The following is a 25,870-nucleotide window of genomic DNA, read 5'->3' on the forward strand; positions in this document are numbered from 1 at the left end:
AAGGCTCTTATTTCGTGCCTTCCGATGCCTTGGCCTTGCCGCCCTTCTTGCCCTTTTTGGGGGCGGCGGGGGTGATCTGGAAGGCCAAAGCTTCGTCCTTCATATGGACATGGACCTCGCCGCCATGGACCAGCTTGCCGAACAACAGTTCCTCGGCCAGCGGCTGCTTGATTTTTTCCTGCATCAGGCGGCCCATCGGACGGGCGCCGTACAGCTTGTCATAGCCCTTCTTGGTCAGCCAGTCCTTGGCATCCTGATCCAGGGTGATGTGAACGTCGCGGTCGGCCAGTTGCAGTTCCAGTTGCAGCACGAACTTGTCGATGACGCGGGCCACCACTTCGGTCGGCAGATAGTCGAACGGCACGATCGCATCGAGGCGGTTGCGGAATTCGGGGGTGAAGAGTTTCTTCACCGCATCCTCCTGCACATCTTCGCGGGTAAATTCGCCGAAACCGATGCTTTCCTTCGCCATGTCCGACGCACCGGCATTGGTGGTCATGATGAGGATGGTGTTGCGGAAATCGACGGTCTTGCCGTGATGATCGGTCAGGCGGCCATTATCCATCACCTGCAAGAGGATGTTGAACAGGTCCGGGTGCGCCTTTTCGATCTCGTCCAGCAGCAGCACGCTGTGCGGTTGCTGGTCGACGGCGTCGGTCAGCAGGCCGCCCTGGTCATAGCCGACATAGCCCGGAGGCGCGCCGATCAGACGGCTGACCGAATGGCGTTCCATATATTCCGACATGTCGAAACGCTGGAGCGGGATGCCCATGATCGATGCGAGCTGGCGCGCGACCTCCGTCTTGCCGACGCCGGTGGGGCCGGAGAAAAGATAGTTGCCGATCGGCTTGTCGGGATCCCGCAGGCCCGCGCGCGACAGCTTGATCGCGGAGGACAGCACCTCGATCGCCTTGTCCTGACCGAAGACGACGCGCTTCAAGTCCGTAGTCAGGGAACTGAGCACGGTCTTGTCGTCGGACGACACAGTCTTGGGCGGGATGCGGGCCATGGTCGCGATGACCTGCTCGATCTCCTTGGGCGTGATCGTCTTCTTGCGCTTGGACGGCACCACGAGCATCTGCATGGCGCCGACCTCGTCGATTACGTCGATCGCCTTGTCGGGCAATTTCCGGTCGTTGATGTAGCGCGCCGACAACTCCACCGCCGCCTTGATCGCGTCGGGCGTATATTTGACGTGGTGATGCTCCTCGAACGCGGTGCGCAGGCCGGCGAGAATCTTGATCGTATCCTCGATCGTGGGTTCGTTCACGTCGATCTTCTGGAAGCGCCGCAGCAGCGCACGATCCTTTTCGAAATGGTTGCGGAATTCCTTGTAGGTGGTCGATCCGATGCAGCGGATCGTGCCGCCCGACAGAGCGGGTTTCAGCAGGTTCGACGCATCCATCGCGCCGCCACTGGTCGCGCCAGCGCCGATCACGGTGTGAATCTCATCGATGAAGAGGACCGCGTGCGGCATCTTTTCCAATTCGGTGACGACGGCCTTCAATCGTTCCTCGAAATCGCCGCGATAGCGGGTGCCGGCCAGCAGCGCGCCCATGTCGAGCGAGTAGATGACCGCTTCCTTGAGCACGTCGGGCACTTCGCCCTCGACGATCTTGCGCGCCAGACCTTCCGCGATCGCAGTCTTGCCCACGCCCGGATCGCCGACATAGAGCGGGTTGTTCTTGGACCGGCGGCACAGGATCTGGATCGTGCGATCCACTTCGGCAGTGCGGCCGATCAGCGGATCGACCTTGCCCCGGCCCGCTTTCTCGTTGAGGTTGACGGTGAACTGTTCGAGGGCGCTGTCCTTCTTGGCCTTGCCGTCCTGCACCTTCTTTTCCTCCTCGGAAGCGCCCTTTGTCTCCTGACGCTCGGGCGTGGGCGTGCCCTTGCCGACGCCATGGCTGATGAAGCTCACGGCATCGAGGCGGCTCATATCCTGCTGTTGCAGGAAATAGACGGCATAGGATTCGCGTTCGGAGAAGAGCGCGACGAGCACATTGGCGCCCGTCACCTCATCCTTGCCGGACGACTGGACATGGAGGATGGCGCGTTGAACCACGCGCTGGAAACCGCTGGTGGGGGAAGGATCGCTGGACCCCTCGACCTTCAGGCTGTCGAGTTCGGTATCGAGATACTGGGTGACGGCGTCGCCCAGTTCGCCGATTTCCACGCCGCACGCCTGCATCACCTTTGACGCATGTTCGTCATCAATCAGCGCCAGAAGCAGATGCTCCAGCGTGGCATATTCATGCTTGCGCTCCGACGCATGGGTCAGCGCATTGTGCAGGGTGGTTTCCAGAGCGGGTGCGAAAGAAGGCATGTCTGTTCTACTCCTGGCCCCAAAGAGGGGCGGTATCGAACCATATGTCGGCATTGCTCGACGCGGGATCAAGGCCATGGCCCTGACCAGCGGAATTGCCTGACTGCCCAAGCCCAATGGCGCCCTTATCGGCGCAGGGGGCACGGCGCGGGTTCATCGCCTGAATAACGCCTCGGCACTTGCCTTATGGTTAACGGCGTTTTCTTTTGTCGATCTGGTGCGCGCGATTTCCGTTTCCAGAGCGCGGATGCGGGCGTCCAGTTCGGCAACGGACAAAGGCCCCAGATCCTGCCTGGGCAGGCGGGCCAGAGGATCATCTCCCTTGTTCGGCAGATCGTCATCCAAGTCCATGACGCCAATGTTGACCCTGCGGGCCACTCTGTCAATAAGGGCGCTGGCTCCGTCCGTCGATTTCTGGTGCGGTGCAACATGGTTAATCACCGGGGACAGTAAGATGGCGGATGTGGACGCAATAGCGCGCGAAATGACGGCGATCGCGATTCCCACGCCGGGCGGGCCGGAAGCGCTGGTGCCGGAACGGCGGCCGGTGCCGGTGCCGGGCGCGGGCGAGGTGCTGATCCGCGTGGCCGCTGCGGGCGTCAATCGGCCCGACGTGCTGCAACGGCAGGGCAAATATCCGCCGCCGCCGGGGGCTTCGGACATTCCGGGGCTGGAGGTGGCCGGAACCATCGTGGCGGCCGGCAGCGGCGCGGATAAGCTGGTGGGGCAGAAGGTCTGCGCGCTGCTGGCGGGCGGCGGCTATGCCGAATATGCGGTGGCGCCGGCGGGGCAATGCCTGCCGCTGCCCGACGATTATGATCTGGCCGAGGCGGCGGCGCTGCCCGAAACCCTGTTCACCGTGTGGACCAACTTGTTCGAGCGCGCCTATGCGGTGGGCGGCGATACGGTGCTGGTCCATGGCGGGACCAGCGGCATCGGCACGATGGCGATCCGCTTGTGCAACTTGTTCGACGTGCGCGTGATCGTGACCTGCGGGTCGGACGAGAAATGCGCACAGGCCAAGGCGTGGGGCGCGGACCATGCGGTCAATTACAAGACGCAGGACTATGTCGAGGAAGTGAAGACGATCACCGGCGGGCAGGGGGTGCAGGCGGTGCTCGACATGGTCGGCGGCGATTATGTGCCGCGTAACCTGTCCTGTCTGGCCGAGGATGGGCGGCATGTGTCGATAGCGGTGCTGGGCGGGCCGAAGGCGGAAATCTTCATCCCGGCGATCATGAGTAAGCGGTTGACCATCACCGGATCGACGCTGCGGGCGCGGTCGGTGGGCTTCAAGAGCCTGGTCGCGGATGAGCTGATGCGGACGGTGTGGTCGTTCGTGGGCGAGGAGAAGCTTCGCCCGGCGATGGACCAGAAGTTCGCGCTGACGGATGCGGCGAAGGCGCACGCGCGGATGGATGCGGGCGAGCATTTCGGGAAGATCGTGCTGGTGGTTTGATGGGGGTCATTAGCGAACCCGAAGGCTGTAAGCGTTGCGGACATCTCATCGGTTATCACTGGGATGGTGACGGGGAAATGTGGTGCACCGCCTGCGAGTGTAAGGGATATGTTGACCCCGATGAGCCAAAAGTCGTGAGCCGACGTCCTAATGCTGCGGATGATAAAAGGGAGATGTCACCCTGAACTTGTTTAGCTGCGCTGGCCTTCGGCTCAGGGTCCATTTTGCCAAATCGAGGGAAGGTTGGTGCCGCGCGATGGATGCTGAAGCAAGTTCAGCATGACAAATCAAATGAGGCGCGCTCCTCCGGTCAAGCCCCGCAAACCGTAGCATTTCCGTCATATTCTCTTCGGAACTGTAACATTGCGCGCTTAAGGATTCGCTCCCAAGGACATTGGTCTTTGGGGATCGTATCATGAACGCCATCACGCGCCTGCCCTTCCTGAGCGAGCTGGAAGAGGGCGCGGACGACCGCTTCCATATCCCTGAACGGGAAGGGCAGCGGCGCCGCTATCGCACCATCTGGATTTCGGACATCCACCTCGGCACGCGCGGTTGCAATGCCGCGATGCTGATCGATTTCCTCGACAATGTGGATAGCGACACCATCTATCTGGTCGGCGACATCATCGACGGTTGGCGGCTGAAGAAGCGCTTCTACTGGCCCGCCAGCCATAATGACGTGGTGTGGCGGCTGATGAAGCGGGCCAAGCGCGGCACGCGGGTCGTCTATATCCCCGGCAATCATGACGAGATGTTCCGGCAGTTCACCGGCATGAGCTTTGGCGGCGTCGAAATCCGGCGCAAGGCGATCCACACCACCGCCGACGGGCGGAAGCTGCTGGTGCTGCATGGCGACGAGTTCGACACGATCATGCTGGCGCATCGCTGGCTCGCCTTCGTGGGAGACGCGGCCTATACCACGCTGATGCGGCTCAACGTCGTGGTCAATGCGGTGCGGCAGAAGATGGGGCTGCCCTATTGGTCGCTCAGCAAGATGGCCAAGCACAAGGTCAAGAACGCGGTGTCCTTCATCTCCCGCTTCGAGGAGGTGGTGGCGCATGAGGCCGGGGCGCGCGGCGTCGACGGCGTGGTATGCGGCCATATCCACAATGCCGAGATGCGTGAGATCGAAGGCATCGACTATTATAATGACGGCGACTGGGTGGAAGGCTGCACCGCGCTGGTCGAGCATGATGACGGCCGGATGGACGTGCTGCACTGGGCCGACGAGATCGCCAAGCGGGAGCAGGGCGAGCAGGATGTTCGGGCGCGGATGGCGGCTTGAGGATTCCCGCCTGCGCGGGAATATGCTGGATTTGACGGGATGATGGAGTTGATCCCCATGCGCATAGCGATCGTCACCGACGCCTGGAGCCCGCAGGTCAATGGCGTCGTGCGCACGCTCCAGACGATCCGCGCCGAACTGGAGCAGATGGGGCATGTGGTCGAGGTCATCTCGCCCGATCTCTATGGCTCCATTCCTTGCCCGACCTATCCCGAAATCCGGCTGGCGCTGGTGCGATCGACCGTCGTGGGTCAGGCGATCGCGGCGTTCCAGCCCGATGCGGTGCATCTGGCGACCGAAGGCCCGCTGTGCCTGGCGGCGCGGCGCTGGTGTCTGCGCAGCGGGGTGCCGTTCACCACCGCCTATCACACCCATTTCCCCGATTATGTCGCGCAGCGCACCGGCCTGCCTGCGGCCTGGTTCTGGCGCTATATCCGCTGGTTCCACGGGCCGGCGCAGGCGGTGCTGGTATCGACCCGATCCGTGCGCGAGCAACTCCGCACGCATGGCGTGCCCAATGTGCGGCCATGGGGCAGGGGCGTAGACCTGGCTGCCTTCACCCCCGATGCGCCGCCGCCCGCGCTTTACGCCTATCTGCCGCGCCCGATCATGCTCTATGTCGGGCGGGTCGCGGTGGAAAAGAATTTGGAGGCGTTCCTGGCCACCGACCATGTCGGGACCAAGGTGGTGGTGGGCGATGGACCGGCGCGCGCGGCGCTGGCGCGGGCCTATCCGCAGGCCCGCTTCATCGGGCCGATGTTCGGTGCTGAACTGGCGGGGGCTTATGCCGGGGCGGATGTGTTCGTCTTCCCCAGCCGCACCGACACGTTCGGGCTGGTGATGATCGAGGCGCTGGCCTGCGGCACGCCGGTCGCGGCCTATCCGGTGACCGGGCCGGTCGATATCGTGACGGCGGAATGCGGGGCGCTGTCGGAGGATCTGGGGCAGGCGATCGCCGCCGCATTGCCGTGCGATCGCGCCGCCTGCGCCGCCTATGGGCGCAGCTTCAGCTGGGAGCGCAGCGCGCGCGAGTTCCTGGCGGGGCTGCACGCCATCCCGGCCACGCTGATCGAAAGCGCCGCCTGACGCTTTTCCTTGCTCAGCCTGCCGTCATGGACTATCTCTTATCCGTCGTGGCCGCCCTGCTTGGGCGGCCCTTATCGTTTTTACGCCGGAGAAGACCCCGTGTCCCAGCCCCTCATGCCTCACGCGACCGCCAGCTGGCTGATCGACAATAGCGCCCTGAGCTTCGACCAGATCGCGGAATTTTGCGGGCTCCACATTTTGGAAGTGCAGGCGATCGCCGACGACACCGCCAGCATCAAATATACCGGCCGCGATCCGGTGCGCGCCCATGAAATCACCATGGAGGAAATCCACAAGGGCGAGAGCAATTCCGACTATCGGCTCAAGATGCTCAAAGGCCCTGAGCCGGTCCGCCGCACCAAGGGGCCGCGTTACACCCCCGTCAGCAAGCGTCAGGACAAGCCGGACGGCATCGCCTGGATACTGCGCAATCATCCCGAAGTGTCCGATGGCGCGATCGGCAAGCTGATCGGCACCACGCGCACCACCATCGCGGCGATCCGCGACCGCACTCACTGGAACATCTCCAACATCACGCCCAAAGACCCGGTGACGCTGGGACTGTGTTCGCAGCGGGAGCTGGACGCTCTGGTCGCCAAGACGGCCAAGAAGCTGGGCATCGAGGCGCCGACCGATTCGCGCCTGGATGGCGACCGCGAGGCCTTGATCGAGGAACTGCGGCGGGAGCGTCAGGAGACGGTGCGCCGCGCCGAAGAGGCGTTGAAGGCCGAGACGGACCTGATTTCGGCGACAGCCACGATCCTCGATCCGTTCAGCAGCAACAAGGGCGAGGTGTAATGCCGTAGCGTCATCGGCGACTTGCTCCAAGTCGCGGCGACGCAGCATTTTTCAGGGCCGCGCGGTTCACGCCGCGTGGCCCTTTTTGCGTTGGTTGACGCTTGCGTAAAGTGCCCGGTGCCCATACACTTCGGGCATGGAGAGCATAGAAAAAATCTGGCGAGAACGCTATCAGCACCCCACGGCCTGGGACCAGACATTCCCCCCGTTGTCGATGGGCGACATGGTCACGAACAGCGCAACGGCCCACCCCGACGCGCCGATGATCGATTTCATGGGGCGGCATTTCAGCTATGGCGCGGTGCTGGAGCAAATTCGCAGGATCGCCTGCGGCTTGCAGGCCATGGGCGTGCGCAAAGGCGACCGGGTCGGCCTCTATCTGCCCAACACCCCCCATTATGTCGCGGCCTATTATGGCGCGCTGATGGCCGGCGCGATCGTCGTCAACTTCTCCCCCCTCTACACCGCGGCCGAACTGGAACATCAGGTCGAAGATAGCGGCACGAAGATTTTATTCACCCTGTCAGCCAAGGCGCTGCTGCCCACCGCGCTGCAGGTGCTGGACCATAGCGCGCTGGAGACGCTGATCGTCGGGTCGGTCGCCGAGATGCTGCCGCCGGTCAAATCGCTGCTGTTCCGTTGGTTCAAGGCCAGCGAGTCCACGCCCTTGCCGGACGATCCGCGCATCATCCGCTACGACCGGCTGGTCGCCAATGCGGGGGGGTGTTCCGTGCCGGAGATCGACCCGGTCAACGACGTCGCGTTGCTGCAATATACCGGTGGGACGACCGGCACGCCCAAGGGGGCGATGCTGACCCACCAGAACCTGACCGCCAATGCGCGGCAGGCGCAGGCGATCGATCCGCACGCGAACGAGCCGGATCGGATCATCGCGGTGCTGCCCTTCTTCCATGTCTTCGCCAATACCTGCACGCTCAACCGGACGGTGGTGAATGGGGGCGAGATGGTGATGCTGCCGCGCTTCGACGCGGCGCAGGTGCTGGCGGCTGTGCAGCGGGTCAAGGCGACGTCGCTGCCCGGCGTGCCGACGATGTTCCAGGCGCTGCTGGACCATCCCGCCATTCGCAACATCGATTTCTCCTCCTTGCGCGCCTGCATTTCCGGCGGCGCGCCGCTGGCGCTGGAGTTGAAGCAGAAGTTCGAGGCGGCGACCGGCGCCAAACTGATCGAAGGCTATGGCCTGACCGAAACCAGTCCGATCGTCTGCACCAATCCCTATGAGGGGTTGAACAAGAGCGGGACGGTGGGTCAGCCCGTGCCAGGGACGCGGGTGAAGCTGGTCGATCGTGAAGACCCGACCCGCCCGCCGGCCGAAGGCGAACCGGGCGAACTGCTCTTTGCCGGGCCGCAGATCATGAAGGGCTATTGGAACCGGCCGGACGCCGATGCCGAAGTGTTCGTCGGCGACTATGTCCGCACCGGCGATGTCGGCCTGATCGACGAGGACGGCTATGTGAAGATCGTAGACCGGTTGAAGGACATGATCGCGGTCGGCGGCTTCAAGGTGTTTCCAAGCCAGGTGGAATCGGTCCTGTATCACCATCCTGCGGTCAAGGAGGCGCTGGTGATCGGCATACCCGACCATTATCGCGGTGAGCAGCCCAAGGCGTTCGTGACCCTGAACGAAGGCGCGGAGATGGACGGCGGGGCGCTCATGGACTGGCTCAATCCGCAACTGGGCAAGCATGAGCGGGTCTGCGCGGTCGAGGTGCGGCTGAACCTGCCCAAGACGCTGGTGGGCAAGCTGTCGCGCAAGGAACTGGTGGCCGAAGAGCGCGCCAAGGCGGACGCGGCGCGGGCGGAGGCTGGAACCGCGGCGTGAGAATGCTTATCTGTGGCGTCGAACATGGATAAGGAATGAACATGGCGCAGGAAATCGCGACGCTGGCCGGTGGCTGCTTCTGGTGCACCGAAGCGGTCTACCAGAATCTCAAGGGCGTCGAGGGCGTGGAAAGCGGCTATATCGGCGGCGCGTTGCCCGATCCGACCTATGAACAGGTCTGTTCGGGCGCGACCGGCCATGCCGAAGCGATCCGCATCACCTATGATCCGGCGATCATCAGCTATGCCGACCTGCTCGACATCTTCTTCGCGACCCATAATCCCACGACCCTGAACCGGCAGGGCAATGATGTCGGCACCCAATATCGGTCGGCGATATTTCCCCATTCGGCGGAGCAGGAAGCGCAGGCGCGCGCGGGCATCGAACGAGCGCAGGCGGACCAGGCCGATCCGATCGTCACGACGATCGAGCCCGACGCGCCCTGGTATCCCGCCGAGGATTATCACCAGAAATATTGGGACCGGGTCGGCGACCGGAACCCCTATTGCATGGCGGTGATCCCGCCCAAGCTCGCCAAGCTGCGCAAGGGCTTCGCGGCCCGGATCGAGGGCTGAGCCGTCGCTACGGCCCGTCGCTTTTCGCGCCGTTCTTAGTGGGCTGTTCATGTCGCCCGTGTTAGGGAGGCGCGAACGACAAGTCGGGAATGGACGATGAAAAAATGGGTATTGCTGGCGACGCCCTTATTGCTGTTGGCGCTGCCGGCTTGCGTGCGCACGGTGGCGAGCGTCGTGACCGCGCCGGTGCGCGCCGGATCGCAGATCGTGGACTGGTCTACCACCAGTCAGGATGAAGCCGACCGCAATTATGGCCGCAAGATGCGCAAGCAGGAAGCGCGCGAGGGCAAGGAGCGCAAGAAGGCGGACAAGGAGCGGCGCAGACAGTGCCGCGACGCGGGTTATGACAATTGCGGGTGAGGCTGGGTTGAACGGGAATGCCAGGCGTTTGACCGGGGCGGAGCGTATGTCTGGTTTGGGTGGAGAGCGTACTGTCTACTTTGTGCGAGACTTCACGCGACAGGCAACGTAAAAATCCCGTCACCCCAGCGAAGGCTGGGGTCTCGTGCGGGGGCAAGCGGCGGTCCGGCTTGGCACATACTCAACCGCATCGCACTGTCGCCTGAGACCCCAGCCTTCGCTGGGGTGACGGTAGTGGGTCATCCGCTTGCCGATCATAAAGCCCGTCTGCTCAACGTCTGCTTTCTGTCGCGACCAACTAATCCCGATCAAGCCGCGGCCCGCCGCAGCCGGTCGTTGATCGCCGCGCCGATGCCCTCGTTCGGGATGGGCGCCACGGCGATGCGGGCGGCAGCGCTGGCGTCGGCGACGTGCAGGGCGGCGAACAGATGGGCCGCGGCCTCGCGCAGGTCCGCCTCCTGACTGAGGTTGATATGGCAGGGCATCAGCCCGAAGCCGATCAGATATTCGTCCTTTTCCGCCCGCAGCGCATTCAGTCGCACCGGCTTTGACGGCGCATAATGGCTTTCCAACTGGCCGGGCGCCTCGATCTTCCCATCATCGGTCATCATCACCGGCAGTCCGGTCGCTTGCTCCAGCATGGCGGCGGTGACGGGGCCGGGGCGCAGCAGGCGGACGCGATCCTCTGCGGGCGCGGCGATGGTGGATTCCAGTCCCTCGCTGGTCGGCCCCTCGTCCAATATCATGCGGATCTTGCCGCCCAGGCTGGCCAGCACATGTTCGGCGCAGGTCGGGCTGATCGATCCGCTGCGATTGGCGGAGGGGGCGGCGAGCGGGCAGCCGCTTTCCCGGATCAGCGCGCGCATCGCCGGATGAGCGGGCAGGCGCAGCGCGACGGTCGGCAGCCCCGCCGTCACCAGCGGCGACAGGCCGCTGTCGCTGCGCACCGGCAACACCAATGTCAGCGGGCCTGGCCAGAAATGGTCGGCGAGCAGACCCGCCACGGCCGAGAAATCGGCCAGCCGCTCCGCCATGGCGCGGTCGGCGACATGGACGATCAGCGGATTGAAGCTGGGCCGCCCCTTGGCGCTGTAGACCGCGGCGACGGCATTGCTGTCGGTGGCGTCGGCGGCCAGGCCATAGACCGTCTCGGTAGGCACCGCCACCGGCTCGCCCGCACGGATCAGCAAGGCCGCCTCGCGCAGGGCTTCGGCGCCATAGCGGCAGGATTTCGTCGAAAATGATGGATGAGCGATAGTCACGACCCCCGCGATATAGACCCCGGATTAGGCAAGTAAAAGGCCATTGCGTCAGGGAAATGACATCGACGCGCAGAGAGGAGCAGGGCGCTTGCAGCCGCGCGGATCGGCGGTTAAGCCGCGACCATGACCGACGCCCTCCTTATCCGTATCGCCGAAGCGCTGGAACGGCTCGCGCCGCCGCCTCCCTCGTGCGCCGATCTCGCCGCTTTCCCCGCCTATGTCTGGGACGGGCGGGCGATCCATGCGGTGGAGGCATTCGCGCCGGTGGACTATGCGCTGCTGACCGGGATCGATGCGCAGAAGGGCGCGCTGCTGGACAATAGCCGCCGCCATGCGGCCGGCCATGCCGCGCATGACGTGCTGCTGTGGGGCGCGCGCGGGACCGGCAAATCGGCGGCCGTAGCGTCCGTCGTCGGCCTGTTGCAGGCGGAAGGGCAGGACATCGCCCTGATGCAATGCGCAATCGATGAACTGGCGAGCCTGCCCGCGCTCTTTGCCCTGCTGCGCGGCACGACGCGCCCCTTCATCCTGTTCCTCGACGATCTGGGGTTCGAGGAACAGGGCGTGGGCGACGCGCGGGCGCTGCGGTCGCTGTTGCAGGGGGGCACGGCGGCGCGGCCCGCCAATGTCCGCCTCTATGTGACGTCGAACCGCCGCCATATTGTGCCGCGCCACCTGTCCGAACAGGATGATCCCATCAATCCGCGCGATGTGGTGGACGACAAGATGGCGCTGTCCGACCGCTTCGGTCTCAGCCTCGGCTTCCATGCGCTGGATCAGGACGCCTATGTTGCGATCGTGGGCGGCTATGCGGCCAAGCTGGACTTGGCGTTCGATCCGCTGGAGGCGATCCAGTGGGCGACCCAGCGCGGCAGCCGGTCGGGCCGTGTCGCCTGGCAGTATGTGGTCGACCTGGCCGGGCGCAATGGGCTGAGTGTGTAAAGCCTGCATCCGTTCGCTCGAAGCGAACGGATGATTGCCATCACTGCGCCTTCGTCACCCGCCACACCACGCCCCCGACATCGTCGCTGACCAGCAGCGCGCCCTTGGCGTCGGCGGTGACGTCGACCGGCCGACCATGCGCGGCGCCATCCTTGTCCAGGAAGCCGGTCAGCAGGTCCACCGGCTTGGCCTTGCCCGCTTCGCCATCGGCAAAGCCGACATAGACGACCTTGTAACCGGCGGCCGGTTTGCGGTTCCAACTGCCGTGCAGGCCCACGATCGCGCCGTCGGTATAGGGCGCGCCCAGTTGCAGCTTGTCGGCGAAGGTCAGGCCCAGCGGCGCGACATGGTTGCCCAGCGCATAGTCGGGCCGGTGGGTATATTCGCGGATTTCCGGTCGCTGCGGCTGGACGCGGCGATCTTCATAACCGCCCCAGTAATTCCATGGCCAGCCGTAGAAAGCGCCGAACTCCACCCGCGTCAGATAGTCGGGGACGAGGTCGCCGCCCAGCATGTCGCGTTCGTTGACCACGCCCCACAGCGCGCCGCTCTTGGGTTCGAAGGCAAGGCCCACGGGGTTGCGCAGGCCCGATGCGAATATGCGCTTATAGCCGGTCTTGGGATTGACTTCGAGCACGAGGGCGCGGCCCTTTTCCACTTCCAGCCCATTGTCGGCGACATTGCTGTTGGAGCCGACGCCGACATAGAGCAGCCCTTCGGGGCTGGCGGCCAGGCTCTTGGTCCAATGCTGGTTGGGCGCCTGCGCGGGCAGGTCGATGATCTTGCGCCCCTTGGCGGTGATCCTGATATCGCCTTCCTTATAGGGGAAGGCCATCAGCGCGTCGGTGTTCGCTACATAGAGCGTGTCGCCGATCAGCGCCATGCCATAAGGGGAGTTGAGGCCGGTCAGGAAAGCGGTCTTGGTTTCCGCCCGCCCGTCGCCATCGACGTCGCGCAGCAGCGTGATGCGATTGGCGGACGGTGCGCCAGCCCCCGCCTTGTCCATCAGATAGCTCATCACCCGGCTGACGATGCCGTTCTTGGGCCGCGGCGGGCTGTTGGTTTCGGCCACCAGCACGTCGCCATTGGGCAGGCGCAGCAGCGAGCGCGGATGGGCCAGGCCATCGGCATAGCGCGCCACGTTCAGTCCCTTGGCCGCGACCGGCTTTTCATCGCCGGTCCACGGCTTCACCTCGGCGATATTGACCGTCGGAATCATTTCGTTGCGCGGGGTAGTGAACAGCGGCTCGCGCCCGGTATCCGCGCCCGGCGGGAGTTGCGCCGTGTTGCCCTGGGCCAGATAAAGGAAAATGCCGCCCGCGATCAGGAGCGCGATGAGGGCGAGGGCGATGATATGCTTCTTCATGCGCTCACATCTATGCGGACGCAGGGCGGCGGGCAAGGCGGCGTGTGCGGCTTATTTGCCGCGTTCGCGCAGCCACAGCAGGACGGCGATCAGCACGCCCGCGCTTGCGCCCGCCAGCAGCCCGATGCTGGGCTGGCCCAGCAAGCCGCCGCCGATCGTACCGGCCAGGATGAGGAAGGCGATGATCGCGCCAGCGCCGGTCGGGTTTTTCGTCTCCTTGGTCATGGCGGCCCCTTGCCATGGACCGCGCGACAAGGCCAGCGGCTTTGAAGGCCATCCCGGACAGCCCCGTTTCGGGAAGCATCGTCCCGTGACGGGATGGCTGATCCATATCGGGACTTCCCTAATGGACGATTTACCGTCCAAACCAGCCATTCACGCCAAAGCGTTGAAATGGCACGGTGATTGAACAGCGTGCTCCATAATAAGGTCGCCAGGAACGAGTCGGGGGTCGCAATGCAGGTGCCATATCTTTCGAACCGAAAGAGCTATGAAGACGCGACCGAGCTGATGGCGGCTTTCGGTGACAATGCCGGCTATGAAGCCGCCGCGCGCGCCGACCGCAGCCTGGATCAGGGCAATCATATCCATTTCTGCCATTGGCGTCAGATCGAGCGGCTGATCGTGCTGCTGACCTACGACCAGCCGCTCGGCACCATCCACTAAAATCCACGGCCGCAGTTACAACCGCAGGCCCGCGGTTTCGGGCAGGCCCGCCAGGATGTTGAGATTCTGCACGGCCGCGCCGGCCGCGCCCTTGCCCAGATTGTCGAGCGCCGCCACCAGCCGGGCCTGCCCGCTGTCGGCGTTGCCGCAGACGAAGAGCGCCAGCCGGTCGGTCGCGCCGACATGCTCCAACGCCACCTGGCCGATGCTCAGGCTGTCCTCCAGCGATGCCACGCTGACGATTTGCGACCCGGCATAAGCGGCGGCAAGAGCGGCATGGATGTCGGCCAGCGCCGGCGCGCCCGGCATCGCCCGCAACTGCAACGGCACTTCCACGATCATGCCGCGATAGGCGTCGGCCACCGCGGGCGCGAACAGCGGCGGGTGGGTCAGCCCCGAATAGCGAGTCATTTCCGGCACATGCTTGTGGCCCAGGGCCATGCCATAGGGACGGAAGGCGCTGGGCGCGCCGGTATCGCCCTCATAGTCCGCGATCATCGCCTTGCCGCCGCCCGAATAGCCCGAAGCGCCTGACACCGTCACCGGCCAATCGGCGGGGATCAGCCCCGCCAGCACCAACGGACGGACGAGCGCCAGAAAGCCGGTCGGCCAGCAGCCGGGATTGGCGACGAAGCGGCTGCCCGCCAGCACCTCACGATGACCCGGCTCCAATTCGGGAAAGCCATAGGTCCAGCCATTGGCCACGCGATGCGCGGTCGATGCGTCGATGACGCGGGTGCGATCATTGTCGATCAGCGCTACCGCTTCGCGCGCGGCATCGTCGGGCAAGCACAGGATGACGATATCGGCGGCGTTCAGCGCATCGCGGCGCGCGCCGGCGTCCCGCCGCTGCTCTTCCGGCACGGTGATCAGCGACAATTCGGAACGCCCCGCCAGCCGGTCGGCGATTTCGATCCCGGTGGTGCCGTGACCGCCGTCGATGAAGACGTTGATGCTCATGCGCTGATCCTCCGCCGGGCGATGATCGGCTGCGGGTGCGCGTCGGCCAGCCGGGCGACGACGTCCGCCAGCGGCTCCTTCACAACCGCCATCCAATAGGCGTTGGCGTGCAGCAGGGTCTTGGCGTCGGCCATGATGCCGACATGGCCGGGGAAGAAGACCAGGTCGCCGCGTTGCAGCGCCGCGTCGCCGTCGATCGGCATCCCGATGCCTTCGCATTGCAGGTCGGTGTCGCGCGGGACGCTGATGCCCGCCTGCCCCAGAGCGGCCTGCACCAGGCCCGAACAGTCGATCCCGCGATGGCCGCGTCCACCCCAGACATAGGGCTGGCCCAGATAGCGTTCCGCCACGGATACCCAGTCGGATGACTTGGCATCGATCGGCTGGGCATGGCGGATATGGACGAAGCCTTCGGCGCAGGCGATGAAGTCGCCCTGTACAACGCCGGAAAACAGCGCGCCGCTCGGCCAATGTTCGGCAATGGACGACTTGATGTCGGCGGCGCTGAACAGTGGCGCGCTTTCCACCATGATGCGATGGCTGGGCGTTTCCAGAATGTCGAGCGCATCGCGGCGAATATAGCCGACATAGCCATCATGGCCGCAAAAGCCCCATGCCCAGTCGGTCATCACGTCGAGTGCATGGAAGGTTTCGCCGCGCAGCAATTCGCTGACGGCTTCGGCTGTCGGCGTGGGGGCCGATGTTATCGCGGCGCCGGGCGCAACGCAGGTGAGCGGCACGGCGCGGGCATAATGGGCGGAAAACAGGACGCCAGCCAGCGACAGGTCCGCCAGGTCGCCGCGCGCCGCATGGATGCGCCGATCCAGCGCGACCGACCGGCCATCAAGCTCGAAGCGGGTTCGTTCAGGCGGTCCGTTCCGCAGGGGTGTAATTATGCCGTTCATCGCGCGCGGTTCCTGCGATGAAATGGTGAAAGGCGTCAAGAAATTCCGCGCCTTTTGGCGTCCGGGTGATGAAAATATTACGACGGTCCGCCACATCGCGTTCCCGGCGGAGGTAGCCGAGCGCCGACAGCTTGTTCAGTGCGCGCGTGATGACGGGCTTTGAAACATGGAGCGCTTCGGCCAGGCCGCGCACCGTATGGGGACCGGACCCGATATAGACGGTCATCATCAACGCCATCTGGCGGTTGGTCAGGTCGGGTTTGCCCGATCGGACATAATCGACGAGGGTGCGCATCCATTGGCCAAGCGATTGCAGGCCGGGGCGGTCGATTTCGGTTGCGGATAGCGCGTTCATGTCACCTTAACGCACCATTCCCAATCCGGTTGCGTAACGGATGAGACGCAATCGCAGCCTTTATCCGGCCCGCCCATAGCGATGTTGCAGCAGGCGGAAGACCGCGCGCAGCCCCAGCGCCTCGCCGCCCTTGGGTCGGCCGGGCTTGGCGGAGGGGCGCCAGGCGAAGGTGTCGAGATGCAGCCAGGGCGTGTCGTCGGGCACGAAGCGCTTGAGGAACAGCGCCGCTGTGATCGCGCCGGCAAAGCCCCCTTCGCCCGCATTGTTGAGGTCCGCGATATCGGACTTCAGCATGTCGGCATAGCCATCCCATAGGGGCAGTCGCCAGGTCGGATCGTCCACCTCGCCACCCGCGACCGCCATATCGGCCGCCAGCGCATCGTCATTGGCGAACAAAGCGGGCAGGTCGGGGCCGACAGCCACGCGCGCCGCGCCGGTCAGGGTCGCGAAATCGACGATCAGTTCCGGCTTTTCCTCCCCCGCGCGGGTCAGGGCATCGCCCAGCACCAGCCGCCCTTCGGCATCGGTATTGCCGATTTCGACGCTCAGCCCCTTGCGGCTGCGCAATATGTCGCCGGGGCGAAACGCATTGCCCGCGATCGCATTTTCCGCCGCCGGGACCAGCAGGTGCAGCCGCACCGGCAACCGCGCCGCCATGATGAGCTGCGCCAGCGCCAGCGCATGGGCCGCGCCGCCCATATCCTTCTTCATCAGGCGCATTCCCGACGACGGCTTGATATCCAGCCCCCCGCTATCGAAGCAAATGCCCTTGCCCACGATCGCAATGCGCGGCGCGGCAGGGTCACCCCACCGCAATTCGATCAGGCGCGGCGCGAACCTCTTGTCAGCCGCCTTGCCGACCGCGTGGATCATCGGATAGCCCTGTTCCAGCGCATCGCCGCTGATGGTCGCCACATGCGCGCCAAAGGCGGCGGCGACCTTCTCCACCGCGGCTTCCAGATCGGGCGGCCCCATGTCGGCGGCGGGCGTGTTCACCAGGTCGCGGACCAGCGCGACGGCTTGGCCCAGTTGCACCGTCGGCGCGATCCGGGCGACATCGCTCGTCAGCAGGACGCGCGCGCCAGCCGACGCATCATCCCGGCGATAGCGGTCGAAGCGATATTGCGCCGTCAGCCACCCCAGCGCCGCGGCTCCCGCCGACCCCTGCGCCAGCCGATAGACGCCTTCGGGCAGGGTTTCGGCCGCCCGCGCCAGACACCATGATCCCAGGGCGTCGCCATGGGCCACCCCGGCGACCACCGACCAGTCATCGTCCCTCTCGCCCGGCAGAATCGCGACGTCATGGGGCTGGCCCCTGAATTTCTGCGCCGAAACCAGGGCGCGCGCCCGCGCCGGCTGGGCCGCGATCCATGCGTCATAACCCCTGGCGTCGACAAGCTGGATCGATCGGGCGGGTTGCTGGTTGTCGGCTTTGAGCAGGTCGGAAAAATCGGTCATTGCGCGGGTGTAAGGGAAAGGGAATGTGGATGGAAAGCGCAATTTTTTCATCGCGCACCCGGCACGTTCGGCCCTTTCTTCGTTTGCGCTGCGCACCGGGCGGGCCTAGATTCACAGGCATAGATTAAAGGAGACGGACAATGATTCACGGTGATGACCGGGGCCTTCAGGCCGCCAGGGCGCGCGCCTATGCGCTGGCCGAAACGGGCCAATTCGATAACAGCCATGCGGTGCAGCAAGCATTGATCGCGGAAGGCTGGCCCAATGCCGGCTTGGCGCTGGGCAGCGATTACGCGCGCAAGGCGGTCGGCGAACGCTGCCGCGCAGCGAAGGCGCATTGATGCGATCAGGCGGGGTCGGGGGCAGGGGACTGGTTCCGGCGGCGGCCCTGTTGGCCGCCGCCTGCACGCCTTCGCAGGATAATGGCGGCGGCGACGCGGCGGCCAATGCGGCCGCCTCCCGCTATGTGGGAAAGATGGTCGGCGTCGAAGCGCCGACGCCGCCGGCCAAGCCCTTTGCCGAGAAGGACAAAAATCCTTTCCTCGAATTTTCCTATGCCTATCCGGCGCAGGCCGCGGCGGTGCCCGTCATAGTGGAGAAGTTCGCGAAGGACAGGGCTGCATCCAAGGCGGATGCGCTGTCCATGGCGAAGGAAGACAGCGCCGCCGCCAAGGAGTCGGGCTTTCCGTTCCGGCCCCACAGCCTGGAAACCCAATGGCGCGTCGCTGCGGACACGCCGCGCTTTCTGGCGCTCCAGTCGGAAACCTATGTCTATACCGGCGGCGCGCATGGCATGACTGGCTTTGAGGCGCTGCTGTGGGACAAGGCGCGCAAGCGCGAGACGAGCGTCAAGGCGATGATGACGTCGCCCGCCGCCTTCGCAGCGGTGATCCAAGAACCCTTCTGCGCGGCGCTCGACAAGCAGCGCGCGGAAAAGCGTGGCGCGCCGGTGGTGCGCGGCGACGATGAATTCACCAAATGCATCGACCCGATGGAACAGGTTTTGGTGCCGACGTCGAAGGACGGCAAGCTGATCGACAGCATCACCGTGATCGTTGGTCCCTACAGCGCCGGACCCTATGCGGAAGGCAGCTATGACGTGCCGCTGCCGGTCGATGCGGCGATGCGCAAGGCGATCAAGACCGAATATCAGGATGGGTTCGTGGCCCGGTAACCTGTGGCGCAAAGTGACTGTGTTCCCGTGAAGGCGGGAACACAGTCCCGCCGTCTGAACTGGGTTCCGCCCTCGCGGGAACGCATGTCGTAATGTACGACCCTGACTTATCGCGTTTCAGTCCTGAACAGGCGTCCCATAAAGGTCATGCTCGTCGGCATCCTCGATCACGACGTCGAATATATCGCCTGCCCTCCGCCCTTCGCCGACATCGCGCAGGAAGACATTGCCGTCGATTTCCGGCGCATCCGCCTGGCTGCGCGCGGTCGCGCCGACGCTGCCATCTTCCTCGTCCGGCTCGCCCACTTCGTCGATGATGACGGGCAGCACCCGGCCGATCTTCGCCTGCAACTTGGCGGCGCTGATCGCGGCGGTTTTCTCCATGATCCGCTGGTAACGCTCTTCCTTGACCTCTTGGGGCAAGGCGCCCGGCAGGGCGTTCGCCGGCGCGCCCTCGACCGGCTCGAAGCGGAAGGCGCCGACGCGATCGAGCTGCGCCTCGTCCAGCCAGTCGAGCAGATATTGGAAATCGGCCTCCGTTTCGCCGGGGAAACCCACGACGAAGGTCGACCGGATCGTGATGTCGGGGCAGATCGCCCGCCATTTATGGATGCGATCCAGCACCTTGGCTTCGTTGGCCGGGCGCTTCATGGCTTTCAGTACCGACGGCGCGGCGTGCTGGAACGGGATGTCGAGATAGGGCGTCAGCAGCCCGTCGGCCATCAGCGGAATGACATGATCGACATGGGGATAGGGATAGACATAGTGGAGCCGCACCCAGGGCGCGACGTCATCCGCCGTGCGCAACTGCCCCAGTTCGCGGGCCAGGTCGGTCATGTGCGCGCGCACCTCGCGCCCCTTCCACAGGCGGGGATCGTGCCGCGTATCGACGCCATAGGCCGACGTATCCTGGCTGATGACCAGCAATTCCTTCGTGCCCGCCTGCACCAGCTTTTCGGCTTCGCGCAGCACCGCGTCGATCCGGCGCGACACCAGGTCGCCGCGGATCGAGGGGATGATGCAGAAGGAGCAGCGATGGTTGCAGCCCTCCGAAATCTTCAGATAGCTGTAGTGGCGCGGCGTCAGTTTCAGCCCGCCTTCGGGCACCAGGTCGACAAAAGCGTTGGGGATGGGCGGCGACGCATCATGCACCGCATTGACCACCTGCTCATATTGATGCGCGCCGGTAACGGCCAGCACCTGCGGGAATTTCGCACGGATGACATCCGCCTCGTCGCCCATGCAGCCGGTCACGATCACACGGCCATTTTCGGCCATCGCCTCGCCGATCGCCTCCAGCGATTCCTCCTTGGCGGAATCCAGGAAGCCGCAGGTGTTGACCAGCACGACGTCGGCGCCGGCATAGTCGGGCGACATCTGATAGCCGTCGGAACGCAGCTTCGTCAGGATGCGCTCGGAATCGACCAGGTTCTTGGGACAGCCGAGCGAAACCATGCCGATCTTCGGCGCGTCAGGAAATTTGGTTGCCATGATGGTCGCGCACATAGGGATTTACGCGCCAAATGTCACGCGCCGCCATAGCGTCCCCGGAATCAGTCGCCGTCCGCAGGTTCGGGGAGGCCATTCCCTTCGGTGATCTCGATGATGACGTCGCCGCTCTGGAGCCGCTTGGCCTCCTCCTCCCAAAAGCCGATCGGGCGGTCGCCGCGATAGATGCGCAGGCCAAGGCCGGTGCCGATCGCCGACAATGGCCCGCCCACCTCTTCGGGCAGCACGGTTCGCTCGTTCAGCTTCACCCGCCCGCCCGATGCGGCCAGATCCGCCATATAATCGGCGATATGCCGGCCGCTGGTGCTGCCGGCCAGCAGCAGTCCGGCAAAACTGACCGGGTTGATGACCGTGGTCGCCCCGGCCTGCCGCGCGGGCAACTCATTATCTTCGTTGCGCACGACGATGCTGATCGGCAGGCGCGGCGCCAGGTGGCGGGCGGTGAGCGTGATGAGGATCGAGGTATCGTCGCGCCCCGCCGACACGATCATGCTGCGGGCGCGGTGGATCGCCACATCCTTGAGCGTGCGGTCGCGCGTCGAATCGCCGCACAGCACATTGCATCCCTGCGCTTCGGCCAGTTCCAGCGCCTTTTCGCTGCCGTCGATGACGACGATCTCGCGCGGGTCGGTGCCGCGGGCGAGAAGTTCATGCACCGCTTCCTGCCCGCTGGTGCCGAAACCGGTGACGATGATGTGATTGTGCAGATCAGCCTGAATACGCGCCATGCGCCACCTGTAGAGGATGTTGCGGAGGAAGAGGTTATAGGCCGTGCCGAGGAAGATCAGCCAGACGAACAATCGGATGGGGGTGACGAGCAGCGCTTCGAACAGCCGTGCTTCCGGCGTCACCGGGACGATATCGCCATAGCCGACCGTCGTCACCGTGACCGTGGTGAAGTAAAGGACATCGACGAAGCTGATATCGTTGTCGAGATTGTCCTTCAGCCCATCGCGCCCGACCCAGTGCAGCAACAGCACCAGCGCGATCAGCCCGAACACCAGCGCGACGCGCCACACCAGGTCCGCCCACATCGGCATAGACGATCGTCGCCGCAGAAAGCCAGCGGCGCCAAGCGCGGGGCGGGCTTCGTTGATCCTCATGCCGGCGGCAACTGACCGATCGGGTTCACCGGCGCCCGGTCCTTGCGCAATTCGAAATGCAGCTTGGGCTTGCTGGCGTAACCGGTGTCGCCGACCAGGCCGATCACCTGACCCCTGGTCACCTTCTGCCCGCGCACCACATCGACACGGGCGGCATGGCCATAGGCGCTGACCCAACTGCCGCCATGGTTGATGAGGACCAGGCCGCCGAACACCGCCACCTTGTCCCCGGCATAGGCGACGACGCCGTCCGCGGTCGCACGGATCGGCGTGCCGGCGGGCGCGGCGATGTCGATGCCGTTGTTCTTCGCGCCGCTTTCACCGGGGCCGAAACGCGACAGGATCACGCCCTTGACCGGCCAGGCGAAGCTGCCGGCGAAGCGCGTGGGCTGGGCGATCGGCACGTTGGAGGGCAGGGGGCGTGGCGCGCTGGATGCGACGGCGACCGCCGCATTGTCGGCCGCGGCGGGCTGGCCGCCGGTCAGCACATCGTCGATATCGATGCGGAAGGCGGCGGCGCGTTGCTCGATGCCCGGCGCGCGGGCGGGCGCGTCGCCGGGCAGCAAAAGCCGCTGGCCCCGCCGCAGCATATAGGGTTCGCTCAGGTCATTGACCGCGACGATCCTGCTCCACGCGACGCCATAGGCCGATGCGATGGCGATGCCCGTCTCCCCCTCCGCCACCAGATGATAACGGCCGCCGGGGATGTGGAGCTTCTGCCCCGCCCGGATCGCATAGGGCGCGGTCAGGCCATTGTGGCGCGCGATCGCCTCCGACCCTGCGCCGGTGCGATTGCCGACCCCGCGCAGCGTATCGCCGGGCTGCACGACATAGGTGGCGCTGGCCACGGTGCGGGCGTTCGCCACAACCTGCTGCGCGGTCCAGACCGGCTGCTTTTCCGCCAGTTCGACGGTCGATGCGTCCGCATCCATCTGCGGCGGCGGCGTGGGCGCCGGATCGGCGCGTTCGGCCTGATAGGGAATACAGGCGGCCAGCAGGAGCGTGCCGAGCGGCAGGATCAGAAGAAACGGGCGCTGCATCGCGCCGTGTGTATCTGATCCTGCCATGGTTTCCAGCATTTTCAGTCCGCAGCGAGGCGGAGCGTGATTCAGTTAGTTAGCTAACTAAAAAATAGCGCAATCGCGTGCAACTGTCGCACTCCCTGTCTCAAACGCCCGTTCGGTTCGCGCCTGTCGAGAACCGAACGGGGCAGGGTTCAGCGCGGCTCCAGCTTCGTGATCCCGCCCATATAGGGCGCCAGCACGTCCGGCACGGTGACGCTGCCATCGGCCTGCTGGTAATTTTCCAGCACCGCGACCAGCGTCCGCCCCACCGCCAGTCCCGACCCGTTGAGCGTGTGGAGGAAGCGGGTCTGCTTCTCGCCCTCTGGCTTGTAGCGCGCATTCATCCGCCGCGCCTGGAAATCGCCGCAGTTGGAGACGGAACTGATCTCGCGATAGGTGGCCTGGCTGGGCAGCCACACTTCCAAATCCCATGTCTTGCGCGCGCCAAAGCCCATGTCGCCGGTGCACAGCAGCATCTTGCGATAGGGCAGGTCCAGCGCCTGCAAAATCCCCTCCGCCGCCGCGCACATGCGCGCATGTTCGGCCTCGGACTGTTCGGGCTTGGCGATCGCGACCAGCTCGACCTTCTCGAACTGATGCTGGCGGATGAAGCCGCGCGTATCGCGCCCCGCCGAACCGGCTTCGGACCGGAAGCACGGGGTCAGCGCGGTCAGCCGCAGCGGCAGGCTGTCGGTCGGCACAATGTGGTCGGCAACCAGATTGGTCAGCGAGACTTCGGCGGTCGGGATCAGCCAGCGGCCGTCGGTCGTGCGAAACAGATCCTCGGCGAACTTGGGCAACTGCCCCGTCCCGAACAGCGCCTCATCCCGCACCAACAGCGGCGGGTTGACCTCCTCATAGCCGTTGGCGCCCGTCTGGGTATCCAGCATATATTGCGCCAGCGCCCGATGCAGCCGCGCCATCTGCCCGCGCAGCGCCGTGAAACGCGCGCCCGACAGCTTCGCGCCGCCCTCGAAATCCAGCCCCAGCGCCGGCCCGAAATCGGCATGGTCCTGCGGCGGAAAGTCGAAATCGCGCGGCGTGCCCCAGCGGCTGACCTCCACATTATCCGCCTCGTCCGCGCCCTGCGGCACATCGTCGGCGGGCAGGTTGGGGATGGCGGCCAGCATCGCGGTCAGCGCGTCGCCGACCGCCTTGTCCTGGGCTTCCAGCGCGGGCGCGCCTTCTTTCAGCGCCGCGACTTCCGCCTTCAACGCATCGGCCTTGGCCATATCCCTGGCGGCCATCGCCTGCCCGATCGCCTTGCTCGCCTCGTTGCGGCGGGCCTGGTCCTGCTGCAATTGCGTCTTGATCGACCGACTCTGCTCATCCAGCGCCAATATCTCGGCGGAGAGCGGGGCCAGACCGCGCCGGGCAAGGTCAGCGTCGAAGGCGGCGGGGGTTTCGCGGATGAAGCGGATATCATGCATGGGGCAGTCCTATGCCGCCGCGCGACGGGCCGCGCAACCCTATGCGCCGCTGGCTCGTTAGTCCTGCATCAATCAAAAAGAAAAGGACGAAGCGATGCAGATCGAACATGACGCGATGGTGCTGGTGGCGGACGGCCGCAAGCTGCTTTTCTTCCGCAACAAGGGCGATGACGCCTTTCCCCAACTGGAGGCGGAAGAGGTCAAGGTGCAGGATAACCCCGCCAATCGCGATCAGGCTTCGGACGCGGCGGGTCGGTCTTCGTCCCCCATGGGCGGGCGTCAGAGTTCGATGGAGCAGGTCAACTTTCATGATCTGGAAGAAGCGCGCTTCGCCACCGAAGCGACCGACCTGCTCAAGCGTCGGGCCTTTGCGCAGGATTACGAGAAGCTGATCATCGTCGCCCCGCCCACCGCACTGGGCGAGATGCGCAAACATTATCATAAGGAAGTGCAGAGCCGCCTGGTCGGTGAGATCGCTAAGGATCTGACCAATCATCCGGTGTTGGAGATCGAGAAAATTATCGCAGCGGCCTGACCCGTCCGGCTTGGCACGACAAAAAGGGGCGGCGCCCGATGCCGGGGCCGCCCCTTTTTGTGGCGGGCGCTGCAATTAAGCGGCGGCCTTCGCCTTGCGTTCGGCGAAACGGCGGCGGGCGACAAGCGCCACGGCCGCCGCGCCAAACAGGAGCACCATGGGCGGAGCCGGAACATCGGTGCCCCCGGTGCTGCTCGAACCCCCGCTCGAACTGCTGGATGACGAACTGCTGGACGAAGAGGAAGAGCTGCCGCTCGACCCGCTGGAACCGGAACTGCCGCTCGATCCGGTGCTGCCCGTGCTGCCGAAGCTGGACGAGCCGCCCGACGAGGAAGAACTGCTGGACGACGAACTGGACGAGGAGGACGAACCGGACCCGCCGCTGGACCCGGAGCTGCCGCTGGACCCCGAACTGCCGCTGGAGCCGCTGCTGCCCGAACTGCCGCCGCTCGAACCGGGGTGACCCGGCTTGGGTGGCTTGCCGCCGCTCGAACCGCCCGAACTGCTCGACGACGAACTGGACGAGGAGGAGGAACTGGAACTGGAGCTGGACGAAGAAGACGAGCTGCTGCTGACATTGCCCGACGACGTCGACACATTGCCGGAAGAGGTCGACACATTCCCGCTCGACGTCGAAACGCCGCCGGTCGATGTGGACACGCCGCCGGTGGAGGTCGAGACGCCGCCCGTGGTCGAACTGGTCGAGCTGCTGATGCCGCCGGTCGAGCTGCTGGTCGAGGAGATCACGACCGATCCACCGCCGCTGCCGCCGCCACCGCCGCCGAAGAAACCGCCGATGAACCCGCCGCCGCCAAAGCCGCCGCCACCGCCCATCACGACCGGCACGGCGCCGCCACCGCCCGACATCATCGGCATTTCTGCGCGTGGCATCGGCGCGGGCAGCGGAATGGGCGCGGCCTGCGTCACCACCGTCACCGTCTGCGGCTTGGTGACCTGCACGGTCTTGACGATCTTGCGTTGCACCGTGCGGACGGCCAGGCGCTTCTTGGGCGCGGCCTTCATGCTCTTGCTGCTGTGAACCACCGCCGGCCGGGCGTTTTCGGCGACATGGACGGCGCCGCCGCCAATGATCGCTCCGCCGCAAGTGCAGGCGCATAATTTCGCCAAAGCCATCCGTACCGACATAGGATCCACTCTTCTCTTGTTACCCCGCGCCTCTCTCTGGATTTCCAGCGATGGGCTGACGGGAACTTCCTATGCGCATGAACGCAAAAGAAAGGGTTAACTGCAATCCCGTTAACCCTCAATATCATCTCTAAGAGCCGGATTCGGAAGTTTCTCAATTCTGACAATACCTTGCGGTTCTGCGTGTGAGCATGCGGATTGAGGCGATGAGGGCCCAAGCTGTTGATGAGGCGATGGATCGCTCCCAGTCTTTCGCGAGC

Annotated in this window: 27 protein-coding genes and 1 pseudogene; 14 read left to right on the plus strand and 14 right to left on the minus strand. The window is 65.0% G+C overall.

Going from position 1 to position 25,870, the window contains the following annotated elements; genetic code table 11:
• Positions 1-7: 7 nt before the first annotated feature.
• Together clpA and EWH12_RS16255 are read right to left on the minus strand one after the other, a co-directional pair.
• Positions 8-2,326: an ATP-dependent Clp protease ATP-binding subunit ClpA gene (gene clpA, locus EWH12_RS16250; protein ID WP_129927232.1), complete on the minus strand. Its 2,319-nt coding sequence runs from the start codon at positions 2,324-2,326 to the stop codon at positions 8-10.
• A gap of 153 nt (positions 2,327-2,479) precedes the next feature.
• Positions 2,480-2,677 (minus strand): DUF1192 domain-containing protein, encoded by a 198-nt coding sequence (locus tag EWH12_RS16255; RefSeq protein ID WP_129927233.1) that lies wholly within the window; start codon positions 2,675-2,677, stop codon positions 2,480-2,482.
• A 133-nt stretch (positions 2,678-2,810) separates the two neighbouring features.
• Here EWH12_RS16255 and EWH12_RS16260 point away from each other — a divergent pair, with 133 nt between their 5' ends.
• From EWH12_RS16260 to EWH12_RS16290, 7 genes are all read left to right on the plus strand, one after another.
• Positions 2,811-3,785 carry an NAD(P)H-quinone oxidoreductase gene (locus EWH12_RS16260; RefSeq protein ID WP_422917738.1) on the plus strand — a complete coding sequence of 325 codons (975 nt, stop codon included), beginning with the start codon at positions 2,811-2,813 and terminating at the stop codon, positions 3,783-3,785.
• A 415-nt stretch (positions 3,786-4,200) separates the two neighbouring features.
• Entirely contained in the window at positions 4,201-5,073 is an 873-nt protein-coding gene (locus tag EWH12_RS16265) for a UDP-2,3-diacylglucosamine diphosphatase (protein ID WP_129927235.1), read from the plus strand.
• 57 nt (positions 5,074-5,130) lie between these two features.
• A complete protein-coding gene (locus EWH12_RS16270; RefSeq protein ID WP_066605097.1) occupies positions 5,131-6,159 on the plus strand; it encodes a glycosyltransferase family 4 protein in 1,029 nt (342 codons plus the stop codon).
• Between the two features lie 114 nt (positions 6,160-6,273).
• On the plus strand, positions 6,274-6,957 hold the full coding sequence (locus EWH12_RS16275; protein WP_066601244.1) for a DUF1013 domain-containing protein: 684 nt from the start codon (positions 6,274-6,276) through the stop codon (positions 6,955-6,957).
• Positions 6,958-7,093: 136 nt separating this feature from the next.
• Complete coding sequence (locus tag EWH12_RS16280) at positions 7,094-8,800, plus strand: long-chain-fatty-acid--CoA ligase (protein WP_066601246.1); 1,707 nt, start codon at positions 7,094-7,096, stop codon at positions 8,798-8,800.
• A 41-nt stretch (positions 8,801-8,841) separates the two neighbouring features.
• Positions 8,842-9,375: a peptide-methionine (S)-S-oxide reductase MsrA gene (msrA, locus tag EWH12_RS16285; RefSeq protein WP_066605100.1), complete on the plus strand. Its 534-nt coding sequence runs from the start codon at positions 8,842-8,844 to the stop codon at positions 9,373-9,375.
• Positions 9,376-9,471: 96 nt separating this feature from the next.
• Complete coding sequence (locus tag EWH12_RS16290) at positions 9,472-9,735, plus strand: hypothetical protein (RefSeq protein ID WP_129927236.1); 264 nt, start codon at positions 9,472-9,474, stop codon at positions 9,733-9,735.
• Between the two features lie 308 nt (positions 9,736-10,043).
• Here the strand turns inward: EWH12_RS16290 and EWH12_RS16295 are convergent, their stop codons facing one another.
• Positions 10,044-10,997, minus strand: coding sequence for an L-threonylcarbamoyladenylate synthase (locus tag EWH12_RS16295; protein ID WP_066601250.1), 954 nt, complete (start codon positions 10,995-10,997; stop codon positions 10,044-10,046).
• A gap of 123 nt (positions 10,998-11,120) precedes the next feature.
• Here EWH12_RS16295 and EWH12_RS16300 point away from each other — a divergent pair, with 123 nt between their 5' ends.
• On the plus strand, positions 11,121-11,939 hold the full coding sequence (locus EWH12_RS16300) for an ATP-binding protein (RefSeq protein ID WP_129927237.1): 819 nt from the start codon (positions 11,121-11,123) through the stop codon (positions 11,937-11,939).
• A 40-nt stretch (positions 11,940-11,979) separates the two neighbouring features.
• Here the strand turns inward: EWH12_RS16300 and EWH12_RS16305 are convergent, their stop codons facing one another.
• A complete protein-coding gene (locus tag EWH12_RS16305) occupies positions 11,980-13,305 on the minus strand; it encodes a PQQ-dependent sugar dehydrogenase (RefSeq protein WP_066601254.1) in 1,326 nt (441 codons plus the stop codon).
• Positions 13,306-13,356: 51 nt separating this feature from the next.
• Positions 13,357-13,530 carry a hypothetical protein gene (locus EWH12_RS22295; RefSeq protein ID WP_165363646.1) on the minus strand — a complete coding sequence of 58 codons (174 nt, stop codon included), beginning with the start codon at positions 13,528-13,530 and terminating at the stop codon, positions 13,357-13,359.
• Between the two features lie 231 nt (positions 13,531-13,761).
• Between EWH12_RS22295 and EWH12_RS16310 the strand changes: the two genes are divergently transcribed.
• Entirely contained in the window at positions 13,762-13,971 is a 210-nt protein-coding gene (locus EWH12_RS16310; RefSeq protein ID WP_201785474.1) for a hypothetical protein, read from the plus strand.
• Positions 13,972-13,986: 15 nt separating this feature from the next.
• On the opposite strand, the gene argC is transcribed toward EWH12_RS16310, so the two are convergent.
• From argC to EWH12_RS16330, 4 genes are read right to left on the minus strand one after another with little or no spacing between them, the layout of a single operon-like run.
• Positions 13,987-14,931, minus strand: coding sequence for an N-acetyl-gamma-glutamyl-phosphate reductase (argC, locus tag EWH12_RS16315; RefSeq protein ID WP_129927238.1), 945 nt, complete (start codon positions 14,929-14,931; stop codon positions 13,987-13,989).
• Positions 14,928-15,836 (minus strand): C40 family peptidase, encoded by a 909-nt coding sequence (locus EWH12_RS16320; RefSeq protein ID WP_066601256.1) that lies wholly within the window; start codon positions 15,834-15,836, stop codon positions 14,928-14,930. Before EWH12_RS16320 ends, argC begins: the two co-directional genes overlap by 4 nt.
• Entirely contained in the window at positions 15,796-16,191 is a 396-nt protein-coding gene (locus EWH12_RS16325) for a MarR family transcriptional regulator (RefSeq protein WP_066601257.1), read from the minus strand. The genes EWH12_RS16320 and EWH12_RS16325 overlap by 41 nt, the downstream gene beginning before the upstream one ends.
• A gap of 60 nt (positions 16,192-16,251) precedes the next feature.
• Positions 16,252-17,649 carry a leucyl aminopeptidase family protein gene (locus EWH12_RS16330; protein ID WP_066601262.1) on the minus strand — a complete coding sequence of 466 codons (1,398 nt, stop codon included), beginning with the start codon at positions 17,647-17,649 and terminating at the stop codon, positions 16,252-16,254.
• Between the two features lie 140 nt (positions 17,650-17,789).
• On the opposite strand from EWH12_RS16330, the gene EWH12_RS16335 reads away from it, so the two are divergent.
• Together EWH12_RS16335 and EWH12_RS16340 are read left to right on the plus strand one after the other, a co-directional pair.
• A complete protein-coding gene (locus tag EWH12_RS16335) occupies positions 17,790-17,990 on the plus strand; it encodes a hypothetical protein (protein WP_066601263.1) in 201 nt (66 codons plus the stop codon).
• Positions 17,990-18,823 carry a DUF4163 domain-containing protein gene (locus tag EWH12_RS16340; RefSeq protein ID WP_129927239.1) on the plus strand — a complete coding sequence of 278 codons (834 nt, stop codon included), beginning with the start codon at positions 17,990-17,992 and terminating at the stop codon, positions 18,821-18,823. Before EWH12_RS16335 ends, EWH12_RS16340 begins: the two co-directional genes overlap by 1 nt.
• 117 nt (positions 18,824-18,940) lie before the next feature.
• Here EWH12_RS16340 and rimO read toward each other — a convergent pair whose 3' ends face one another.
• The 4 genes from rimO to serS form a co-directional block, all read right to left on the minus strand.
• Complete coding sequence (rimO, locus tag EWH12_RS16345; protein ID WP_207212424.1) at positions 18,941-20,329, minus strand: 30S ribosomal protein S12 methylthiotransferase RimO; 1,389 nt, start codon at positions 20,327-20,329, stop codon at positions 18,941-18,943.
• A gap of 47 nt (positions 20,330-20,376) precedes the next feature.
• The gene (locus EWH12_RS16350) at positions 20,377-21,435 is read right to left on the minus strand and encodes a potassium channel family protein (RefSeq protein ID WP_066601265.1); all 1,059 of its coding nucleotides are present in this window, start codon (positions 21,433-21,435) and stop codon (positions 20,377-20,379) included.
• A complete protein-coding gene (locus tag EWH12_RS16355) occupies positions 21,432-22,502 on the minus strand; it encodes a peptidoglycan DD-metalloendopeptidase family protein (RefSeq protein ID WP_422917739.1) in 1,071 nt (356 codons plus the stop codon). The genes EWH12_RS16350 and EWH12_RS16355 overlap by 4 nt, the downstream gene beginning before the upstream one ends.
• 149 nt (positions 22,503-22,651) lie before the next feature.
• The gene (gene serS / locus EWH12_RS16360) at positions 22,652-23,929 is read right to left on the minus strand and encodes a serine--tRNA ligase (protein WP_129927241.1); all 1,278 of its coding nucleotides are present in this window, start codon (positions 23,927-23,929) and stop codon (positions 22,652-22,654) included.
• Between the two features lie 94 nt (positions 23,930-24,023).
• Here serS and EWH12_RS16365 point away from each other — a divergent pair, with 94 nt between their 5' ends.
• The 3 genes from EWH12_RS16365 (at position 24,024) to EWH12_RS16375 (ending at position 25,503) form a co-directional block, all read left to right on the plus strand.
• The gene (locus tag EWH12_RS16365; protein WP_066601267.1) at positions 24,024-24,464 is read left to right on the plus strand and encodes a host attachment family protein; all 441 of its coding nucleotides are present in this window, start codon (positions 24,024-24,026) and stop codon (positions 24,462-24,464) included.
• A gap of 157 nt (positions 24,465-24,621) precedes the next feature.
• The gene (locus EWH12_RS16370) at positions 24,622-24,927 is read left to right on the plus strand and encodes a hypothetical protein (protein ID WP_242496094.1); all 306 of its coding nucleotides are present in this window, start codon (positions 24,622-24,624) and stop codon (positions 24,925-24,927) included.
• Positions 24,928-24,933: 6 nt separating this feature from the next.
• A complete protein-coding gene (locus EWH12_RS16375; RefSeq protein ID WP_129927242.1) occupies positions 24,934-25,503 on the plus strand; it encodes a hypothetical protein in 570 nt (189 codons plus the stop codon).
• Positions 25,504-25,764: 261 nt separating this feature from the next.
• Here EWH12_RS16375 and EWH12_RS16380 read toward each other — a convergent pair.
• Positions 25,765-25,870 (minus strand): annotated as a pseudogene (locus EWH12_RS16380) (IS5/IS1182 family transposase); the annotation flags it as partial.

This window comes from Sphingobium cupriresistens (assembly GCF_004152865.1).
Lineage (GTDB): Bacteria > Pseudomonadota > Alphaproteobacteria > Sphingomonadales > Sphingomonadaceae > Sphingobium > Sphingobium cupriresistens.

Coding starts and splice junctions, on each gene's coding strand:
- clpA (WP_129927232.1), bottom strand. CDS start 2,326: ATGCCTTCTTTCGCACCCGCTCTGGAAACCACCCTGCACAATGCGCTG.
- EWH12_RS16255 (WP_129927233.1), bottom strand. CDS start 2,677: ATGGACTTGGATGACGATCTGCCGAACAAGGGAGATGATCCTCTGGCC.
- EWH12_RS16260 (WP_422917738.1), top strand. CDS start 2,811: ATGACGGCGATCGCGATTCCCACGCCGGGCGGGCCGGAAGCGCTGGTG.
- EWH12_RS16265 (WP_129927235.1), top strand. CDS start 4,201: ATGAACGCCATCACGCGCCTGCCCTTCCTGAGCGAGCTGGAAGAGGGC.
- EWH12_RS16270 (WP_066605097.1), top strand. CDS start 5,131: ATGCGCATAGCGATCGTCACCGACGCCTGGAGCCCGCAGGTCAATGGC.
- EWH12_RS16275 (WP_066601244.1), top strand. CDS start 6,274: ATGCCTCACGCGACCGCCAGCTGGCTGATCGACAATAGCGCCCTGAGC.
- EWH12_RS16280 (WP_066601246.1), top strand. CDS start 7,094: ATGGAGAGCATAGAAAAAATCTGGCGAGAACGCTATCAGCACCCCACG.
- msrA (WP_066605100.1), top strand. CDS start 8,842: ATGGCGCAGGAAATCGCGACGCTGGCCGGTGGCTGCTTCTGGTGCACC.
- EWH12_RS16290 (WP_129927236.1), top strand. CDS start 9,472: ATGAAAAAATGGGTATTGCTGGCGACGCCCTTATTGCTGTTGGCGCTG.
- EWH12_RS16300 (WP_129927237.1), top strand. CDS start 11,121: ATGACCGACGCCCTCCTTATCCGTATCGCCGAAGCGCTGGAACGGCTC.
- EWH12_RS16305 (WP_066601254.1), bottom strand. CDS start 13,305: ATGAAGAAGCATATCATCGCCCTCGCCCTCATCGCGCTCCTGATCGCG.
- EWH12_RS22295 (WP_165363646.1), bottom strand. CDS start 13,530: ATGACCAAGGAGACGAAAAACCCGACCGGCGCTGGCGCGATCATCGCC.
- EWH12_RS16310 (WP_201785474.1), top strand. CDS start 13,762: ATGCAGGTGCCATATCTTTCGAACCGAAAGAGCTATGAAGACGCGACC.
- argC (WP_129927238.1), bottom strand. CDS start 14,931: ATGAGCATCAACGTCTTCATCGACGGCGGTCACGGCACCACCGGGATC.
- EWH12_RS16320 (WP_066601256.1), bottom strand. CDS start 15,836: ATGAACGGCATAATTACACCCCTGCGGAACGGACCGCCTGAACGAACC.
- EWH12_RS16325 (WP_066601257.1), bottom strand. CDS start 16,191: ATGAACGCGCTATCCGCAACCGAAATCGACCGCCCCGGCCTGCAATCG.
- EWH12_RS16330 (WP_066601262.1), bottom strand. CDS start 17,649: ATGACCGATTTTTCCGACCTGCTCAAAGCCGACAACCAGCAACCCGCC.
- EWH12_RS16335 (WP_066601263.1), top strand. CDS start 17,790: ATGATTCACGGTGATGACCGGGGCCTTCAGGCCGCCAGGGCGCGCGCC.
- EWH12_RS16340 (WP_129927239.1), top strand. CDS start 17,990: ATGCGATCAGGCGGGGTCGGGGGCAGGGGACTGGTTCCGGCGGCGGCC.
- rimO (WP_207212424.1), bottom strand. CDS start 20,329: ATGTGCGCGACCATCATGGCAACCAAATTTCCTGACGCGCCGAAGATC.
- EWH12_RS16350 (WP_066601265.1), bottom strand. CDS start 21,435: ATGAGGATCAACGAAGCCCGCCCCGCGCTTGGCGCCGCTGGCTTTCTG.
- EWH12_RS16355 (WP_422917739.1), bottom strand. CDS start 22,502: ATGGCAGGATCAGATACACACGGCGCGATGCAGCGCCCGTTTCTTCTG.
- serS (WP_129927241.1), bottom strand. CDS start 23,929: ATGCATGATATCCGCTTCATCCGCGAAACCCCCGCCGCCTTCGACGCT.
- EWH12_RS16365 (WP_066601267.1), top strand. CDS start 24,024: ATGCAGATCGAACATGACGCGATGGTGCTGGTGGCGGACGGCCGCAAG.
- EWH12_RS16370 (WP_242496094.1), top strand. CDS start 24,622: ATGGGCGGAGCCGGAACATCGGTGCCCCCGGTGCTGCTCGAACCCCCG.